16 protein-coding genes and 1 tRNA gene are annotated in these 16954 nt (G+C 67.9%); 14 read left to right on the forward strand and 3 right to left on the reverse strand.

Going from position 1 to position 16954, the window contains the following annotated elements; all coding sequences use genetic code 11:
• Nucleotides 1–346: 346 nt before the first annotated feature.
• Nucleotides 347–1402 carry a UDP-N-acetylmuramate dehydrogenase gene (locus CRP56_RS25610; RefSeq protein WP_097267763.1) on the forward strand — a complete coding sequence of 352 codons (1056 nt, stop codon included), beginning with the start codon at nt 347–349 and terminating at the stop codon, nt 1400–1402.
• A 19-nt stretch (nt 1403–1421) separates the two neighbouring features.
• Here the strand turns inward: CRP56_RS25610 and CRP56_RS25615 are convergent, their stop codons facing one another.
• Nucleotides 1422–2054, reverse strand: coding sequence for an NAD(P)-dependent oxidoreductase (locus CRP56_RS25615; protein WP_097267766.1), 633 nt, complete (start codon nt 2052–2054; stop codon nt 1422–1424).
• Between the two features lie 130 nt (nt 2055–2184).
• Between CRP56_RS25615 and CRP56_RS25620 the strand changes: the two genes are divergently transcribed.
• Nucleotides 2185–2808 (forward strand): TetR/AcrR family transcriptional regulator, encoded by a 624-nt coding sequence (locus CRP56_RS25620; protein WP_097267768.1) that lies wholly within the window; start codon nt 2185–2187, stop codon nt 2806–2808.
• Between the two features lie 39 nt (nt 2809–2847).
• Entirely contained in the window at nt 2848–3564 is a 717-nt protein-coding gene (locus CRP56_RS25625; protein WP_097267770.1) for a hypothetical protein, read from the forward strand.
• Here CRP56_RS25625 and CRP56_RS25630 read toward each other — a convergent pair.
• Together CRP56_RS25630 and CRP56_RS25635 are read right to left on the reverse strand one after the other, a co-directional pair.
• Nucleotides 3545–4585 (reverse strand): adenosine deaminase, encoded by a 1041-nt coding sequence (locus CRP56_RS25630; protein WP_097267772.1) that lies wholly within the window; start codon nt 4583–4585, stop codon nt 3545–3547. The genes CRP56_RS25625 and CRP56_RS25630 overlap by 20 nt on opposite strands.
• A gap of 144 nt (nt 4586–4729) precedes the next feature.
• Nucleotides 4730–5956 (reverse strand): pyridoxal phosphate-dependent aminotransferase, encoded by a 1227-nt coding sequence (locus CRP56_RS25635; RefSeq protein WP_097267774.1) that lies wholly within the window; start codon nt 5954–5956, stop codon nt 4730–4732.
• A gap of 296 nt (nt 5957–6252) precedes the next feature.
• Here CRP56_RS25635 and CRP56_RS25640 point away from each other — a divergent pair.
• The 11 genes from CRP56_RS25640 (at nt 6253) to rpoB (ending at nt 16942) form a co-directional block, all read left to right on the forward strand.
• Nucleotides 6253–6325: transfer RNA gene (locus CRP56_RS25640), tRNA-Trp, on the forward strand.
• Nucleotides 6326–6433: 108 nt separating this feature from the next.
• Complete coding sequence (gene secE / locus CRP56_RS25645) at nt 6434–6721, forward strand: preprotein translocase subunit SecE (protein ID WP_059192926.1); 288 nt, start codon at nt 6434–6436, stop codon at nt 6719–6721.
• An 81-nt stretch (nt 6722–6802) separates the two neighbouring features.
• Nucleotides 6803–7675, forward strand: coding sequence for a transcription termination/antitermination protein NusG (gene nusG, locus CRP56_RS25650; protein ID WP_097267776.1), 873 nt, complete (start codon nt 6803–6805; stop codon nt 7673–7675).
• A gap of 82 nt (nt 7676–7757) precedes the next feature.
• A complete protein-coding gene (locus tag CRP56_RS25655) occupies nt 7758–8207 on the forward strand; it encodes a DUF3592 domain-containing protein (protein ID WP_097267778.1) in 450 nt (149 codons plus the stop codon).
• Between the two features lie 119 nt (nt 8208–8326).
• The gene (gene rplK / locus CRP56_RS25660) at nt 8327–8761 is read left to right on the forward strand and encodes a 50S ribosomal protein L11 (RefSeq protein WP_005481290.1); all 435 of its coding nucleotides are present in this window, start codon (nt 8327–8329) and stop codon (nt 8759–8761) included.
• A gap of 80 nt (nt 8762–8841) precedes the next feature.
• The gene (gene rplA, locus CRP56_RS25665; RefSeq protein ID WP_097267780.1) at nt 8842–9567 is read left to right on the forward strand and encodes a 50S ribosomal protein L1; all 726 of its coding nucleotides are present in this window, start codon (nt 8842–8844) and stop codon (nt 9565–9567) included.
• Nucleotides 9568–9699: 132 nt separating this feature from the next.
• Nucleotides 9700–10623, forward strand: coding sequence for a hypothetical protein (locus tag CRP56_RS25670; protein ID WP_097267783.1), 924 nt, complete (start codon nt 9700–9702; stop codon nt 10621–10623).
• A 117-nt stretch (nt 10624–10740) separates the two neighbouring features.
• Complete coding sequence (locus CRP56_RS25675) at nt 10741–11601, forward strand: DUF1396 domain-containing protein (RefSeq protein WP_097267785.1); 861 nt, start codon at nt 10741–10743, stop codon at nt 11599–11601.
• A 276-nt stretch (nt 11602–11877) separates the two neighbouring features.
• A complete protein-coding gene (gene rplJ / locus CRP56_RS25680; protein WP_097267787.1) occupies nt 11878–12408 on the forward strand; it encodes a 50S ribosomal protein L10 in 531 nt (176 codons plus the stop codon).
• Between the two features lie 122 nt (nt 12409–12530).
• The gene (gene rplL, locus CRP56_RS25685; protein WP_097274460.1) at nt 12531–12917 is read left to right on the forward strand and encodes a 50S ribosomal protein L7/L12; all 387 of its coding nucleotides are present in this window, start codon (nt 12531–12533) and stop codon (nt 12915–12917) included.
• A 539-nt stretch (nt 12918–13456) separates the two neighbouring features.
• The gene (gene rpoB / locus CRP56_RS25695) at nt 13457–16942 is read left to right on the forward strand and encodes a DNA-directed RNA polymerase subunit beta (protein WP_097267789.1); all 3486 of its coding nucleotides are present in this window, start codon (nt 13457–13459) and stop codon (nt 16940–16942) included.
• Nucleotides 16943–16954: the final 12 nt, after the last annotated feature.

Raw genomic sequence — 16954 nt, forward strand, 5'->3', positions numbered from 1 at the left:
CTCTGATGGGGGGCGGGGCCGTTCGCATGCTCGGCGCCCGGGGTTGGTGCGGGCCGAGCGGTTTTCGCCCCCGCCGCCCTTACCCGTTCCCATCCCCAGGGGCGCTGCCTTTTCGACCCCGCCAGGGGGCGCCGCCCCCTGGACCCCCGAACGCCAGACAGGCTGGGTGGGCGGGTGCGGGTGCGTCGTGGCTGGTCGCGCAGTTCCCCGCGCCCCTCAGGGCGTTGCCGGGCCCAGCGGTTGGCGCGTCAGCACGGGCGACCCTTTATAGGTGACCGGCGCGGCCCCGACCCACACCCAACCCGCACCGCGCGGCCCAGCGGTAGCGCCCACGTACCCTTGACCCGTGCAGGAACGACACGACGCCCCCCTCGCCCCGCTCACCACCTTCCGTCTCGGCGGCCCCGCCACCCGGCTGGTCACCGCCACCACCGACGCCGAGGTGATCGCAGCCGTCCGCGAGGCCGACGACACCGGTACGCCCCTCCTGCTCATCGGCGGCGGATCGAACCTCGTCATCGGCGACAAGGGCTTCGACGGGACCGCCCTGCTCATCGCCACCAAGGGCATCGAACTCGACGGCACCCGCCTGGAACTCGCCGCCGGTGAGGTCTGGACCGACGCCGTCGCCCGCACCGTCGACGCCGGGCTCGCCGGTATCGAGTGCCTCGCCGGCATTCCCGGCTCCGCCGGGGCCACCCCCATCCAGAACGTGGGCGCCTACGGCCAAGAGGTCTCCGCCACGATCACCCAGGTGATCGCCTACGACCGCGTCACCCGCGACACCGTCACCCTCACCAACGCCGACTGCGCCTTCTCGTACCGGCACAGCCGCTTCAAGGCCGACCCCGACCGGTACGTCGTCCTCCGCGTCCGCTTCGAGCTCGAGGACGCCGGCGGCCTCTCCGCCCCCCTCAAGTACGCCGAGACCGCCCGCGCCCTCGGCGTCGAACCCGGCGACCGCGTCCCCCTCGCCGACGCCCGCGCGACCGTACTGAAGTTGCGCGCGGGCAAGGGCATGGTCCTGGACCCCGACGACCACGACACCTGGTCGGCCGGCTCCTTCTTCACCAACCCGATCCTCACGGACGCCGACTTCGCCGCCTTCCACGCGCGCGTGAAGCAGCACCTCGGCCCCGACGCCGAACCGCCCGCCTACCCCGCCGGCCCCGGCCACACCAAGACCTCCGCGGCCTGGCTGATCGACAAGGCCGGCTTCACCAAGGGCTACGGCACCGGCCCCGCCCGCATCTCCACCAAGCACACCCTCGCCCTCACCAACCGCGGCGAGGCGACCACGGAGGACCTCCTCGCCCTCGCCCGCGAGGTGGTCGCCGGTGTGCGCAGCACCTTCGGCGTCACCCTGGTCAACGAGCCGGTGACGGTCGGCGTCAGCCTGTAGGGCTCACCAGCTCACCAGCTCAGTACGCCACGCCCACCCCCTGCTTCACCGTCCCCGCATCGTCGATCATCGACAGCATCGCGTGGGCCACATCCGCCCGCCCCGCGAACCGCCCCTTCGCCGGGAAGCCCCCGACCACTGTCCGATAGACCCCGCTCACCGGCTTGTTCTGCAGCCGCGGCGGCCGTACCGACGTCCAGTCCGTACTGCTGCGCGCCAGCTCGGTCTCCATCTCGCGCAGGTCGGCGTAGACGTTCTTGAGGAGCGCCGAGACCAGGCCCCGCATCCCCCGGTCCAGGAGACCGTCGTGCTCGGGCGCGGGTCCGACAGGCGCGGCGCTGACCACCAGCAGCCGCCGTACGTCCTCCGCCTCCATGGCCGCCAGGACCGTGCGGGTGAGGCGGGTGGCGATCCCCGCGTCCTTGGTGCTGCGCGCGCCGAGGCCGGACAGCACCGCGTCCCGGCCGGCGACGGCGGACCGTACCGCCTCCGGATCCGTCAGGTCCGCGCGGAACACCTCCAGGCCTTCGCCGGTGACGTTCAGCCGCGCCGGATCGCGGACGACGGCCGTGACCTCGTGACCCGAGCCGAGGGCCTGCCTGACGATCTCCTTGCCGATGCCTCCGGTGGCGCCGAAAACGGTGAGTTTCATGGGACCCCCATGCGTTCGTGAGAACAGGTGGGTGAGTATTCACTCACCTTTGGCTCCTTCTAGAGTGGGTAAGCACTCACCCACCCGTCAAGGCCGTACGGAAAAGATGAAAGAAGGCTTGGACACCCCCATGGAGAACAGGCCCGCCCGCCTCCGCATCCTCGACGCCGCCCACGAGCTGATGCTCACCGTCGGGCTGGCCCGCGCCACCACCAAGGAGATCGCCAGGGCGGCCGACTGCTCCGAGGCGGCCCTCTACAAGTACTTCGACAGCAAGGAAGACCTGTTCGTCCAGGTCCTCTCCGAGCGACTGCCGCAGCTCACCCCGCTGCTCAACAGCCTCGCCGCGGAGCCCGGCAGAGGCACCCTGGAGGGCAACCTCACCGAGATCGCCCGCCAAGCCTCCCTCTTCTACGAGCAGAGCTTCCCGATCGCCGCCTCCCTGTACGCCGAGACCCAGCTCAAGCGGCGGCACGACGACGCCCTGCGGACGATCGGCGCGGGTCCCCACAGGCCGATCGAGAACCTGGAGACCTACCTCCGCGCCGAACAGACGGCGGGCCGGGTCCGCCCCGACGCCGACACCTTCGCCGCCGCCTCCCTGCTCCTCGGCGCCTGCGCCCAGCGGGCCTTCGCCTACGACGCCACCGAGACCGGCGCCAGGCCGCCCGTCGACGAGTTCGCGACCCGCCTCGCCAGAACCCTCCTCGGCGGAATCTCCGTTGCGGAGGAACCCGGCAGCCCGCAACCCTGAGGCCATGAAGGAAGACGCTGAGGCCATGATGGAACGCGTATGCGGCTGAGGCTGCGCCAGTTCAGACCCAGGACCGGCCCCCACGAGTACCGGATCGTCCAGCCCCGCCGGCCCCTGCGCCACACCTCACTGACCGCCCCCGACCCCATCGGCCTGCTGCTCGGCGACCACGACGGGCTGAACCAACTGGCAGGCCTGTTCTCCTTCGCCGCCTACTCGCGCCACACGATCGTCCACGTCCCGCTGCGTGGCGGCGTCCCGCCCGACGAGGGATGGGGCGAACGCGTCGACCTCGTCCTGGCCCACGACAGCGCCGGCCTGCGCGCGAGCCAGTGGCCCGAGCTGCGCCGCCGTCTCACCCGGGGCACCCCGCTGACCGTACGCACCGACGAGGCCCGCACCGCGCGGGACATGGAGTCCTGGCGCACCCGCCGGTCCCACGCGGACGCCCGGGACGAGCTGCGGCACGCCACCCACGCGCGGACGCTCTTCCTCTTCGGCACCAGGGACCTCTTCGTCGAGATGGCCACCGCGTTCGCCTACGCGGCCGGTTGGGGACCGCTTCAGAAGCACGTCGTCAAGGGGCACATGGCGTTCATGACGGCCTTCACGCTCGCCGAGCCGCCCGGGACCGGCGGGCACCCGCTGGAGGTGGACATCTGCTTCAAGCCGTATCCGCCCTATGCCCACTTCAAGAGGCCGGGGGCTCCGAAAACACCCCTGAGCCCCCGCGAGCTCAGGACACCGGTCGGCTGAGCCAGTCGTCGACCCCCGCCAGCAGCTTCGCCTTCACGTCCTCCGGCGCCGCCGAACCCCGTACCGACTGCCGGGCCAGCTCCGCCAGCTCCCGGTCCGTGAAACCGTGATGCCGCCGGGCGATCTCGTACTGTGCCGCGAGCCGGGAGCCGAACAGCAGCGGGTCGTCGGCGCCGAGCGCCATCGGCACGCCCGCCTCGAACAGGGTGCGCAGCGGCACGTCCTCCGGCTTCTCGTACACGCCGAGCGCCACGTTCGAGGCCGGACAGACCTCGCAGGTCACCCCTCGGTCGGCCAGCCGCTTCAGCAGCCGCGGGTCCTCCGCGGCGCGCACCCCGTGCCCGATCCGGTGTGCGTCGAGGTCGTCCAGACAGTCCCGCACCGAGGACGGTCCCGCCAGCTCCCCGCCGTGCGGGGCCGACAGCAGCCCGGCGTCGCGCGCGATGGCGAAGGCCCGGTCGAAGTCCCGCGCCATGCCGCGCCGTTCGTCATTCGAGAGCCCGAAGCCGACGACGCCCCGGTCCGCGTACCGCACCGCGAGGCGCGCCAGCGTCCGCGCGTCCAGCGGGTGCTTCATCCGGTTCGCCGCCACCAGCACCCGCATCCCGAGCCCGGTCTCCCGCGAGGTCGTCTCCACCGCGTCGAGGATGACCTCCAGCGCCGGGATCAGCCCGCCGAGGCGTGGCGCGTACGACGTCGGGTCGACCTGGATCTCCAGCCACCCCGAGCCGTCCCGGACGTCCTCCTCGGCCGCCTCCCGCACCAGCCGCTGGATGTCCTCGGGCCGCCTGAGGCACGAACGCGCGGCGTCGTAGAGCCGCTGGAACCGGAACCAGCCCCGCTCGTCCGTGGCCCGCAGCCGCGGCGGCTCCCCGCTGGTCAGCGCCTCCGTCAGCGCGTCGGGCAGTCGTACCCCGTACTTGTCGGCCAGTTCCAGAACCGTCCCGGGCCGCATGGACCCGGTGAAGTGCAGGTGCAGATGGGCTTTCGGCAGCTCAGAGACATCACGTACACGCTCCATTCGCCGATCCTGCCGTACGCCCCCGTCGTCCCGGTAGCGCTTTCCCCGAACGTGGTCTTGCTCGCACAAACGGTCGCGCGAAGAGTCGCGCAAAGAAAGGGGCCCGCCTTCGACAAGGCGAGCCCCTTCCGACGGACCGGAACGTCAGTCCCGCGCCTCCGCCAGCAGCTTCTGGATGCGGCTGACACCCTCGACGAGGTCCTCGTCGCCCAGCGCGTACGACAGCCGCAGATAGCCCGGCGTACCGAAGGCCTCACCCGGGACGACCGCGACCTCGGCCTCCTCCAGGATCAGCGCGGCCAGCTCGACCGTGTCCTGCGGACGCTTGCCGCGGATCTCCTTGCCGATCAGGGCCTTGACCGAGGGGTAGGCGTAGAACGCGCCCTCGGGCTCGGGGCACAGGACGCCGTCGATCTCGTTGAGCATCCGGACGATCGTCTTGCGGCGGCGGTCGAAGGCCTCCTTCATCTCCTTGACGGCCGACAGGTCGCCGGAGACGGCGGCGAGGGCGGCCACCTGAGCGACGTTGGAGACGTTCGAGGTGGCGTGCGACTGGAGGTTCGTCGCGGCCTTGACCACGTCCTTCGGACCGATGACCCAGCCCACGCGCCAGCCCGTCATGGCGTACGTCTTCGCCACACCGTTGACGACGATGGTCTTGTCGGCGAGCTCGGGCACCACCACCGGCAGCGAGTGGAACTCGGCGTCGCCGTAGACCAGGTGCTCGTAGATCTCGTCGGTCAGGACCCACAGGCCCTTCTCGGCGGCCCAGCGGCCGATCTCCTCGATCTGCGCGCGGGTGTAGACGGCGCCGGTCGGGTTGGACGGGGAGACGAAGAGGAGGACCTTCGTGTTCTCCGTGCGCGCCGCCTCCAGCTGCTCGACGGAGACGCGGTAGCCGGTCGTCTCGTCGGCCACGACCTCCACCGGGACACCGCCGGCGAGACGGATCGACTCCGGGTACGTCGTCCAGTACGGAGCCGGGACGATGACCTCGTCGCCCGGGTCGAGGATCGCGGCGAAGGCCTCGTAGATGGCCTGCTTGCCGCCGTTGGTGACGAGGACCTGGCTCGCGTCGACCTCGTAACCGGAGTCACGGAGCGTCTTCGCGGCGATCGCGGCCTTCAGCTCGGGGAGACCGCCGGCCGGCGTGTACCGGTGGTACTTCGGGTTCTTGCAGGCCTCGATGGCGGCCTCGACGATGTAGTCCGGCGTCGGGAAGTCGGGCTCGCCGGCGCCGAAGCCGATCACCGGGCGCCCGGCGGCCTTCAGGGCCTTGGCCTTGGCATCCACGGCGAGGGTGGCGGACTCGGAGATCGCGCCGACTCGGGCGGAGACCCGGCGCTCGGTGGGAGGGGTTGCAGCGCTCATGGACCCATCGTTTCAGACCGGAAACGCCCCCGGCACGCGGGTTTCACAGACTGAACAACCACTGAACAACCGTCCGGATTCACCGGGGTATTGGCGCGGTGGCCTGGGTGATCTTCGGCGCCCGGGCGGCCGTCGGCGGGACGATCTTCGGCCGTCGCGGTCCCCACAGGCCCTTTCTGTTCGACGCTGGGCTCCGGAGCACGTACACTCTCACCTCGTTGGCCTCACAACGGCCGCACTCATCCGGTGCACACCGAGCACTCGGGCGGATGCGGTACGTTTGGGGAGAACCACAAAGGGTCGTAGCTCAATTGGTAGAGCACCGGTCTCCAAAACCGGCGGTTGGGGGTTCAAGTCCCTCCGGCCCTGCTACACACACCTTCGCCAGGATGTGTGCGCATGTACGTACAGCAATGCACCGCCGTGCGGCTCAGACCGGGCGCGGCACGGCCACGACCCGGGAACAGGTGAGGACGAATGGCGGACGCCGTGGGCTCCATCGATACGCCTGATGCCCAGGACGAGGCGCAGGAGTCGAAGAAGAAGGCCCGCAAGGGCGGCAAGCGTGCCAAGAAGGGCCCGCTGAAGCGCCTCGCTATCTTCTACCGGCAGATCGTCGCAGAGCTTCGCAAGGTCGTCTGGCCTACGCGCAGCCAGCTGACGACCTACACGACCGTGGTGATCGTCTTCGTGATCGTCATGATCGGCCTGGTCACCGTGATTGACTATGGACTCAACCACGCTGCCAAGTACGTCTTCGGCTGAGCAATGTTGCGAAGGGCGCCGTGGTTACCGGCGCCCCTTTCGCATGTTCCACCCCTATGTATCCAGGAAGAAGCAGCCACCGTGTCTGACCAGAACCTGAACGACGCCATCGAGCCGGACGAGTCCGTGGAAGACGAGCTCGACATCGTCGAGGGCGCGGACGAGGACCTGGACGAGGTCGAGGCTGCCGATGAAGAGGCGGGCGACCCCGCCGAGGAAGCCGCCCTCCACGTCGAGGACGAAGACGCCGAGGACGAGTCCGGCGGCGACGTCGAGGCTGTCGAAGAGGCCGTCGAAGAAGACGAAGAGGCTGTCGAGGAGGAGCCGGCCGAGCCGGTCGACCCCGTCGTCGCCCTGCGCGAGGAACTGCGCACCCTCCCCGGCGAGTGGTACGTCATCCACACCTACGCCGGTTACGAGAACCGCGTGAAGACCAACCTCGAGCAGCGCGCCGTCTCGCTGAACGTCGAGGACTACATCTTCCAGGCCGAGGTGCCGCAGGAAGAGGTCGTCCAGATCAAGAACGGCGACCGCAAGACGATCCGTCAGAACAAGCTCCCCGGCTACGTGCTGGTGCGCATGGACCTGACGAACGAGTCCTGGGGTGTCGTCCGCAACACGCCCGGCGTCACCGGCTTCGTGGGCAACGCCTACGACCCGTACCCGCTGACCCTGGACGAGATCGTCAAGATGCTCGCCCCGGAGGCCGAGGAGAAGGCCGCCCGCGAGGCCGCCGAGGCCGAGGGCAAGCCGGCTCCGGCCCGCAAGGTCGAGGTCCAGGTCCTGGACTTCGAGGTCGGCGACTCGGTCACCGTCACCGATGGCCCCTTCGCCACCCTCCAGGCCACGATCAACGAGATCAACGCCGATTCGAAGAAGGTCAAGGGCCTCGTCGAGATCTTCGGCCGCGAGACCCCGGTCGAGCTGTCCTTCGACCAGATCCAGAAGAACTGAGTCAGGCCCTTTGTCGGCCGACATACGCAGTGAGGGCGCCCCGCCGGCGGATTCCGGCCAGGGGCGCCTTCGGCGTTTCCGTGTGCCCCTCCTCTTCTTCGTGCTGGCGGCTGTCTTCGCCGCCGCCCCGGTCTTCGTGGGCGTCACCCAGTGGCAGCGGGTGGCCGAGGTGCAGGGCGGGGTCCGCGCCGTGGGGACCTTCCACGCCGACGGCGCCAACTGCTGGCGGCACCGCTGCTGGGTCGAGCTCGTGGTCGACGGCAAGCGGGTGGAGGCCGATCTCCCGGCCCTCACCGAGACCCGGGAGAACAAGGTCGCGCGGGACGGCAGGCCGATCGTCGTCCGGTATCTGCCCTCCGACCCGACCCGGGCCGCCGAGGACGGCGGGTACGGATACGTCGGCGCCATCACCGCCGCGCTCACGCTGCCCGTCGTGATCCTGCTGATCTTCGCGCTGGGCACGCTGGTCGCCGTACTGCGAGGTCGGCCGCCCTTCTCGCCATGGTCGTCACCGGCACCATCGCCGTCCTGAGCTGCCGATTTCATGTCCTGAGGGAAGAGCGGCTATCGTTGTGCGGTATGCCATCTGCCTGATGATTCATCCGAATGACGCAGGTGGTAACCAACTCTCAGTAAGGACCCGGAGAGAGCATGCCTCCCAAGAAGAAGAAGGTCACGGGGCTCATCAAGCTCCAGATCAACGCCGGTGCGGCCAACCCGGCTCCGCCGGTCGGCCCCGCGCTGGGCCAGCACGGCGTCAACATCATGGAGTTCTGCAAGGCGTACAACGCCGCGACCGAGTCGCAGCGTGGCTGGGTGATCCCGGTGGAGATCACGGTCTACGAGGACCGCTCCTTCACCTTCGTCACCAAGACGCCGCCGGCCGCCAAGATGATCCTCAAGGCAGCGGGTGTGGAGAAGGGCTCCGGCGAGCCGCACAAGACCAAGGTCGCCAAGATCACCGAGGCGCAGGTCCGTGAGATCGCCACGACCAAGCTCCCCGACCTCAACGCCAACGACCTGGACGCCGCGTCGAAGATCATCGCCGGCACCGCCCGTTCCATGGGCATCACGGTCGAGGGCTGAGCCCAACTCCCGCACGTAGCAGAAGTGGTAGGGCCTGCTCGGCCCGGACCACGACTCCTCAGACATACACAGGAGAAGTAGTGAGCAAGCGCAGCAAGTCTCTCCGCGCTGCGGACGCCAAGGTCGACCGGGACAAGCTCTACGCCCCGCTCGAGGCCGTCCGTCTCGCCAAGGAGACCTCCACGACCAAGTTCGACGGCACCGTCGAGGTCGCCTTCCGTCTGGGTGTCGACCCGCGCAAGGCCGACCAGATGGTCCGTGGCACCGTGAACCTTCCGCACGGCACCGGTAAGACCGCCCGGGTCCTGGTCTTCGCGACCGGCGACCGTGCCGAGGCCGCGCGTGCCGCGGGTGCCGACATCGTCGGCGCCGACGAGCTCATCGACGAGGTTTCGAAGGGCCGCCTGGACTTCGACGCCGTCGTCGCCACCCCGGACCTCATGGGCAAGGTCGGCCGTCTCGGCCGCGTCCTCGGCCCCCGTGGTCTCATGCCGAACCCCAAGACCGGCACCGTGACCCCGGACGTCGCCAAGGCTGTCAACGACATCAAGGGCGGCAAGATCGAGTTCCGCGTCGACAAGCACTCGAACCTGCACTTCATCATCGGCAAGACGTCCTTCGACGACGCCAAGCTGGTGGAGAACTACGGCGCCGCGCTGGAGGAGATCCTCCGTCTGAAGCCGTCCGCCGCCAAGGGTCGCTACATCAAGAAGGCCGCGATCAGCACCACGATCGGCCCCGGCATTCCGCTCGACCCGAACCGCACCCGCAACCTCCTCGTAGAGGAGGACCCGGCCGCGGTCTGAGCCTGAGGCTCACCGAAGTCAGGTCACGGGCCCCGCAACCTTTCGAGGTGCGGGGCCCGTCCCTTTTTCCGGGTACGTGTGTCAGTGCCTCGCGCTAACGTGCGGGACAGGAATCACATAGGGGTGGGACGAATGAAGAGCACGAGTGTGCGCCGGATGGCTCTCGCGATCGCCGCGACGACCGCGCTGACGGGCCTGGCGGCCTGTTCCTCGGACGGGGGCTCGGGGGGCTCCGACAAGGACGACCAGGCCTCGGGGAGCGGCAAGGGCGTCACCAAGGTCAGCCCGATAGCCGCGCTGCGCTCGGCCGAGAAGTCCACCGACGCCGCCGACTCCGCAAAGGTCGAGTCCACGACCGTCATGGGCTCGATGATGTCCATGACCGCCGACGGTGCCCTCGGCTGGGCCGACGGCATCTCCGGCACCCTCACCATCGAGTACACCGGCGGCTCCATGGCCGACACCATGCGCCAGCTGGGCACCACCAAGATGGAGGCCCGGTACCTCCCCGACGCCTACTACGCGAAGATGGGCGACGCCTTCGCCGAGCAGGCCGGCGGCAAGCACTGGATCAGGTACGACTACGACGACCTCGCGGACCTCGCGGGCGGCTCCGGCGCGTACCTCAAGGACCAGATGCAGAACACCACCCCCAACCAGTCGGTGAAGCTCCTGCTGGCCTCCGGGGACGTGAAGAAGGTCGGCGAGGAGAAGGTCCGCGGCAAGGACACCACGCACTACTCGGGCACCGTCGACGTCGCCGACCTCGCCGGCAAGAACTCCAGCCTCAGCGGCAGCCAGCTCGCCGACCTGAAGAAGCAGCTCGAACAGGCCGGGGTCACCACCGAGACCGTCGACATCTGGGTCGACGACCAGGACCTCCTGGTCAAGAAGGTGGAGAAGGGCCAGATGGCCACCGGAGAGCTGACCCAGACCGCCTACTACAGCGACTACGGGGTGAAGGTCTCCGCCGAGAAGCCGCCGGCGAGCGACACGGAGGACTTCAAGGCGCTCCTGGAGAAGCAGGGCGGCACCGTCGCCGGCACCACCTCCTGAGCCACACGGAATTCACAAGACCGCTTACGCCCCATCGGTTAGGCTCGCGATCCTGCTGTGAATCGACCATGTGTTCTCCATGGTCGTCGCACTTCTCGCGTTCCTTGGGGGGAATCGATGGGGTTTTCCGTACGACGTTCCGCGCGCTGTAGGACGGTCGGCGTGGGTCTGGCCGCCGTGGCCCTCGCCGCCGGCGCGGTGAGCTGTTCCAAGGGGGAGTCCGAGGAGTCGCCGAAGATGACGCCGGCCGCCGCGGTGGCCAAGGCGGCGAAGAACTCGGACGACATCTCCTCCCTGCGCTACCGGATGACCGGTGAGTACCCGGAGCAGGGGCGCATCAAGGCCGAGGCCTCGATGCGGATCAAGCCCAGCATCGCCATGAGCATGAAGATGACGGCGCTGGACCAGGGCAAGGACGGCTCCGCGGAGATCCGGCTCGTCGACAAGGCCATGTACATCGGGGGCAACCCCGAGCTGGCCAAGGAGATGGACGGCAAGACCTGGATGAAGTTCGACATGTCCGCGCTGAGCGACGAGCAGCTCGGCGGGGGCGCCGCCGGCGCCGGACAGGCCGAGCAGAACCCGGCCGCCGAGTCCACCTTCATGACCGGCGCCAAGGACGTGAAGAAGGTCGGCACCGAGAAGGTCGACGGGGTCGAGACCACGCACTACACCGGCACCCTCACTCTCGACGCGCTCCGCGACTCCTTCAAGGACGAGGACAAGGCGACCCGCGAGAAGCGCGAGAAGAGCGTCCAGCAGTACGAGAAGATGGGCGTCGACAAGCTCACGATGGACATGTGGATCGACGGTGAGGACCACACCAAGCAGTTCCGCATGAAGGGCGCCGCCGACAAGGGCACGCTCGATCTGACCATCACCTTCCTCGACATCAACAAGCCGGTCACGGTCACGGCGCCGCCCGCCAAGGACACCGCCGACCTCGCCGAGATGCTGAAGGAAGCCCAGAGCGGCTGAGCACCGTACGACCGGATTTGCCTCGCGGCGATCCGGTCACGTACTCTCCTTCAGAAGCCAAAGACCGCTGGTCGTTGCCGTGTGCTCGTGAGAGGGCGCGGTGGCCGAAGGATCCGCTGATTACCGCGGACGACCCGCGTAGGTGACTGTGGAAGTTGCTCCCGTTCTGGATTCGTCCCTGACGGTTGAGCTACGCCCCGTGCGCCTGCGCCGGGGCGTTTCGTTTTTCGCAGCTCCTTCTGAGCGGTCCTCATCACCCGGAAGGAGGCCACGCTTATGGCAAGGCCCGACAAGGCTGCCGCGGTAGCCGAGCTCGCGGACCAGTTCCGCAGCTCGAACGCTGCTGTGCTGACCGAGTACCGGGGTCTCACCGTGGCGCAGCTCAAGACGCTGCGCCGTTCGCTCGGTGACGACGCCCAGTACGCCGTGGTGAAGAACACGCTGACCAAGATCGCGGCCAACGAGGCCGGGATCGACACGCTCGACGACCTGTTCAACGGTCCGACGGCGGTCGCCTTCATCACCGGTGACCCGGTGACGTCGGCGAAGGGTCTTCGTGACTTCGCCAAGGACAACCCGAACCTCGTCATCAAGGGCGGTGTCCTTGACGGCAAGGCGCTGTCCGCCGACGAGATCAAGAAGCTCGCGGACCTCGAGTCCCGCGAGGTTCTGCTCGCCAAGCTGGCGGGCGCTCTGAAGGGCAAGCAGACTCAGGCTGCTCAGGTCTTCCAGGCGCTCCCGTCGAAGCTCGTCCGCACCGTGGACGCGCTTCGTGCCAAGCAGGACGAGCAGGGCGGTGCCGAGTAACTCGGCTCGCATCATGACCGCCGCCTGAGGCTCTCCGCCGCAGGAAGTGGTCGTAGCGGGCCGAACGTACGCCCGCCAGACATGTACATCCGGCACCAGCCGAATTGATTTGGAAGGAAGCCATCATGGCTCTCACCCAGGACGAACTGCTCGCCGAGTTCGAGGGCATGACCCTCATCCAGCTCTCCGAGTTCGTGAAGGCGTTCGAGGAGAAGTTCGACGTCACCGCCGCCGCGGCCGTCGCCGTTGCCGCCCCCGCCGGTGGTGCCGGTGGCGCTGCCGAGGCCGTCGAGGAGAAGGACGAGTTCGACGTCATCCTCACCGGCGCCGGCGAGAAGAAGATCCAGGTCATCAAGGTCGTGCGTGAGCTGACCTCCCTGGGTCTGAAGGAGGCCAAGGACCTCGTCGACGGCACCCCGAAGCCGGTCCTCGAGAAGGTCAACAAGGAGGCCGCTGACAAGGCCGCCGAGTCCCTCAAGGCCGCGGGCGCGTCCGTCGAGGTCAAGTAAGACCTTTCGCAGGCCTGAGTGGCCTGTAACGCAGTAGCGCTGAAGAGCGATCATCCATCCGGGTGGTCGCTCTTCGGCGTTCCCGGGGTTCCAGTGACGGCTGAGTTGTACCCGAGGACCTGAGGGGTATGGTGATCTTCGCCGTGCGTCCGAGCACCCCAGGTGGCGACCGGTTTGGGCGAGACAGGCCTTGACGAACCGCACGCAGCGCGCAATTCTCAGGACGCGTCGCCAGAACGGTCCGAATCCGAGGCATGGATCGGCGACGAAGAGGGCAGTATCAACGTGCGTTGAGGGCAAGCGTGCCGAAGGCGTTGAGGGTGACGAGGATCAAAGAAAATCGGGGCTGGACATCAGTGCGCCAAGTGGCTACACTGACCCTTTGCGCTGCCTGTTAGCTGTCCCCTGCCCGTCACCAGGGGTCTGCCCTCACCTCAGCAATGACGACCGAAACTCCCTGAACTGGGATTTGTGTCTTCATGCGCCGGAGAGGGACCGGTACGCGCGTAGTGAGTCCGAGCCCTCGGAAGGACCCCCTCTTGGCCGCCTCGCGCAACGCCTCGACCGCGAATACGAACAACGGCGCCAGCACCGCCCCGCTGCGCATTTCCTTTGCAAAGATCAAGGAGCCTCTCGAGGTTCCGAACCTGCTCGCGCTGCAGACCGAGAGCTTTGACTGGCTGCTCGGGAACACCGCCTGGCAGAGTCGGGTCGAGGAGGCTCTCGAGTCCGGTCAGGACGTCCCCACCAAGTCCGGTCTGGAGGAGATCTTCGAGGAGATCTCCCCGATCGAGGACTTCTCCGGGTCGATGTCGCTGACGTTCCGCGACCACCGTTTCGAGCCGCCGAAGAACAGCATCGACGAGTGCAAGGACCGCGACTTCACGTACGCGGCCCCGCTCTTCGTGACGGCTGAGTTCACCAACAACGAGACCGGCGAGATCAAGTCCCAGACGGTCTTCATGGGCGACTTCCCGCTCATGACCCACAAGGGCACCTTCGTCATCAACGGCACCGAGCGTGTCGTGGTGTCGCAGCTGGTCCGTTCGCCGGGTGTCTACTTCGACTCCTCGATCGACAAGACGTCCGACAAGGACATCTTCTCCGCCAAGATCATCCCGTCCCGGGGTGCCTGGCTGGAGATGGAGATCGACAAGCGCGACATGGTCGGTGTGCGCATCGACCGCAAGCGCAAGCAGTCCGTGACCGTCCTGCTCAAGGCTCTCGGTTGGACGACCGAGCAGATCCTGGAGGAGTTCGGCGAGTACGAGTCCATGCGCGCCACCCTGGAGAAGGACCACACCCAGGGCCAGGACGACGCGCTGCTCGACATCTACCGCAAGCTGCGTCCGGGCGAGCCCCCCACGCGTGAGGCCGCGCAGACGCTTCTGGAGAACCTGTACTTCAACCCGAAGCGTTACGACCTCGCCAAGGTCGGCCGCTACAAGGTCAACAAGAAGCTGGGTGCGGAGGCTCCGCTCGACGCGGGCGTCCTGACCGTCGAGGACATCATCTCGACGATCAAGTACCTGGTGAAGCTGCACGCGGGCGAGACCGAGACGGTCGGGGACAACGGCACGTCGATCGTCGTCGAGACCGACGACATCGACCACTTCGGCAACCGTCGTCTGCGCAGCGTCGGCGAGCTCATCCAGAACCAGGTCCGTACGGGTCTGGCGCGTATGGAGCGAGTCGTCCGCGAGCGCATGACGACCCAGGACGTCGAGGCGATCACGCCGCAGACCCTGATCAACATCCGGCCGGTCGTCGCCTCCATCAAGGAGTTCTTCGGCACCAGCCAGCTGTCGCAGTTCATGGACCAGAACAACCCGCTGTCGGGTCTGACGCACAAGCGTCGTCTCTCGGCGCTGGGCCCTGGTGGTCTGTCCCGTGAGCGGGCCGGCTTCGAGGTCCGTGACGTGCACCCGTCTCACTACGGCCGTATGTGCCCGATCGAGACGCCCGAAGGCCCGAACATCGGTCTGATCGGTTCGCTCGCCTCCTACGGCCGCGTCAACGCGTTCGGTTTCGTGGAGACGCCGTACCGCAAGGTCGTCGACGGTGTCGTCACCGACGAGGTCGACTACCTGACGGCCGACGAAGAGGACCGATTCGTCATCGCGCAGGCCAACGCCACGCTCGACGACGACCTGCGCTTCACCGAGAACCGCGTCCTGGTCCGCCGTCGTGGCGGCGAGGTCGACTACGTCCCCGGTGACGACGTGGACTACATGGACGTCTCGCCGCGCCAGATGGTGTCGGTCGCGACCGCCATGATCCCGTTCCTCGAGCACGACGACGCCAACCGTGCCCTCATGGGCGCGAACATGATGCGTCAGGCCGTGCCGCTGATTAAGTCCGAGTCCCCGCTCGTCGGCACCGGCATGGAGTACCGCTCCGCCGTCGACGCCGGCGACGTGGTCAAGGCCGAGAAGGCGGGTGTGGTCCAGGAGGTCTCCGCGGACTACATCACCACGGCCAACGACGACGGCACGTACATCACGTACCGCCTGGCCAAGTTCGCCCGCTCCAACCAGGGCACCTCGGTCAACCAGAAGGTCATCGTCAACGAGGGCGACCGGATCATCGAGGGCCAGGTCCTGGCCGACGGTCCGGCCACCGAGAACGGCGAGATGGCGCTGGGCAAGAACCTGCTCGTGGCGTTCATGCCGTGGGAGGGTCACAACTACGAGGACGCGATCATCCTGTCGCAGCGCCTCGTGCAGGACGACGTCCTCTCCTCGATCCACATCGAGGAGCACGAGGTCGACGCCCGTGACACCAAGCTCGGCCCCGAGGAGATCACCCGGGACATCCCGAACGTCTCCGAGGAGGTCCTCGCCGACCTCGACGAGCGCGGCATCATCCGTATCGGTGCCGAGGTCGTCGCCGGCGACATCCTCGTCGGCAAGGTCACGCCCAAGGGTGAGACCGAGCTGACCCCCGAGGAGCGCCTGCTCCGCGCGATCTTCGGTGAGAAGGCGCGCGAGGTCCGTGACACCTCCCTGAAGGTGCCGCACGGCGAGATCGGCAAGGTCATCGGCGTCCGCGTCTTCGACCGTGAGGAAGGCGACGAGCTGCCGCCGGGCGTGAACCAGCTGGTTCGTGTCTACGTGGCGCAGAAGCGCAAGATCACGGACGGTGACAAGCTCGCCGGCCGACACGGCAACAAGGGTGTCATCTCCAAGATCCTGCCCATCGAGGACATGCCGTTCCTCGAGGACGGGACCCCGGTCGACATCATCCTCAACCCGCTCGGTGTGCCGTCCCGAATGAACCCGGGACAGGTCCTGGAGATCCACCTCGGCTGGCTCGCCAGCCGCGGCTGGGACGTCTCCGGTCTCGCCGACGAGTGGGCGCAGCGCCTCCAGAACATCGGTGCCGACCAGGTCGCCCCCGGCACCAACGTCGCCACCCCGGTGTTCGACGGTGCGCGTGAGGACGAGCTCGCGGGTCTGCTGAACCACACCATCCCGAACCGCGACGGCGAGCGCATGGTGCTCCCGACCGGTAAGGCGCGGCTGTTCGACGGCCGTAGCGGTGAGCCGTTCCCGGACCCGATCTCGGTCGGCTACATGTACATCCTGAAGCTGCACCACCTGGTCGACGACAAGCTGCACGCCCGCTCGACCGGTCCGTACTCGATGATCACCCAGCAGCCGCTGGGTGGTAAGGCTCAGTTCGGTGGCCAGCGCTTCGGTGAGATGGAGGTGTGGGCGCTGGAGGCATACGGCGCCGCGTACGCCCTCCAGGAGCTGCTGACCATCAAGTCCGACGACGTCACCGGCCGCGTGAAGGTCTACGAGGCCATCGTCAAGGGCGAGAACATCCCCGAGCCCGGCATTCCCGAGTCCTTCAAGGTGCTCATCAAGGAAATGCAGTCCCTGTGCCTCAACGTGGAGGTGCTGTCCTCGGACGGCATGTCCATCGAGATGCGCGACACCGACGAGGATGTCTTCCGCGCTGCGGAGGAGCTCGGCATCGACCTGTCCCGGCGCGAGCCGAGCAGCGTCGAAGAGGTCTGACGGGAGTCCGGG

It is taken from the genome of Streptomyces sp. TLI_55 (assembly GCF_900206255.1).
Classification (GTDB): domain Bacteria; phylum Actinomycetota; class Actinomycetes; order Streptomycetales; family Streptomycetaceae; genus Streptomyces; species Streptomyces aquilus.

Excerpts from the sequence above, each read along its gene's own strand:
- CRP56_RS25625 (WP_097267770.1), top strand. The coding sequence starts at position 2,848 with ATGCGGCTGAGGCTGCGCCAGTTCAGACCCAGGACCGGCCCCCACGAG.
- CRP56_RS25635 (WP_097267774.1), bottom strand. The coding sequence starts at position 5,956 with ATGAGCGCTGCAACCCCTCCCACCGAGCGCCGGGTCTCCGCCCGAGTC.
- rplK (WP_005481290.1), top strand. The coding sequence starts at position 8,327 with ATGCCTCCCAAGAAGAAGAAGGTCACGGGGCTCATCAAGCTCCAGATC.
- CRP56_RS25670 (WP_097267783.1), top strand. The coding sequence starts at position 9,700 with ATGAAGAGCACGAGTGTGCGCCGGATGGCTCTCGCGATCGCCGCGACG.
- CRP56_RS25620 (WP_097267768.1), top strand. The coding sequence starts at position 2,185 with ATGGAGAACAGGCCCGCCCGCCTCCGCATCCTCGACGCCGCCCACGAG.
- secE (WP_059192926.1), top strand. The coding sequence starts at position 6,434 with ATGGCGGACGCCGTGGGCTCCATCGATACGCCTGATGCCCAGGACGAG.
- CRP56_RS25630 (WP_097267772.1), bottom strand. The coding sequence starts at position 4,585 with ATGGAGCGTGTACGTGATGTCTCTGAGCTGCCGAAAGCCCATCTGCAC.
- rplJ (WP_097267787.1), top strand. The coding sequence starts at position 11,878 with ATGGCAAGGCCCGACAAGGCTGCCGCGGTAGCCGAGCTCGCGGACCAG.
- CRP56_RS25675 (WP_097267785.1), top strand. The coding sequence starts at position 10,741 with ATGGGGTTTTCCGTACGACGTTCCGCGCGCTGTAGGACGGTCGGCGTG.
- CRP56_RS25615 (WP_097267766.1), bottom strand. The coding sequence starts at position 2,054 with ATGAAACTCACCGTTTTCGGCGCCACCGGAGGCATCGGCAAGGAGATC.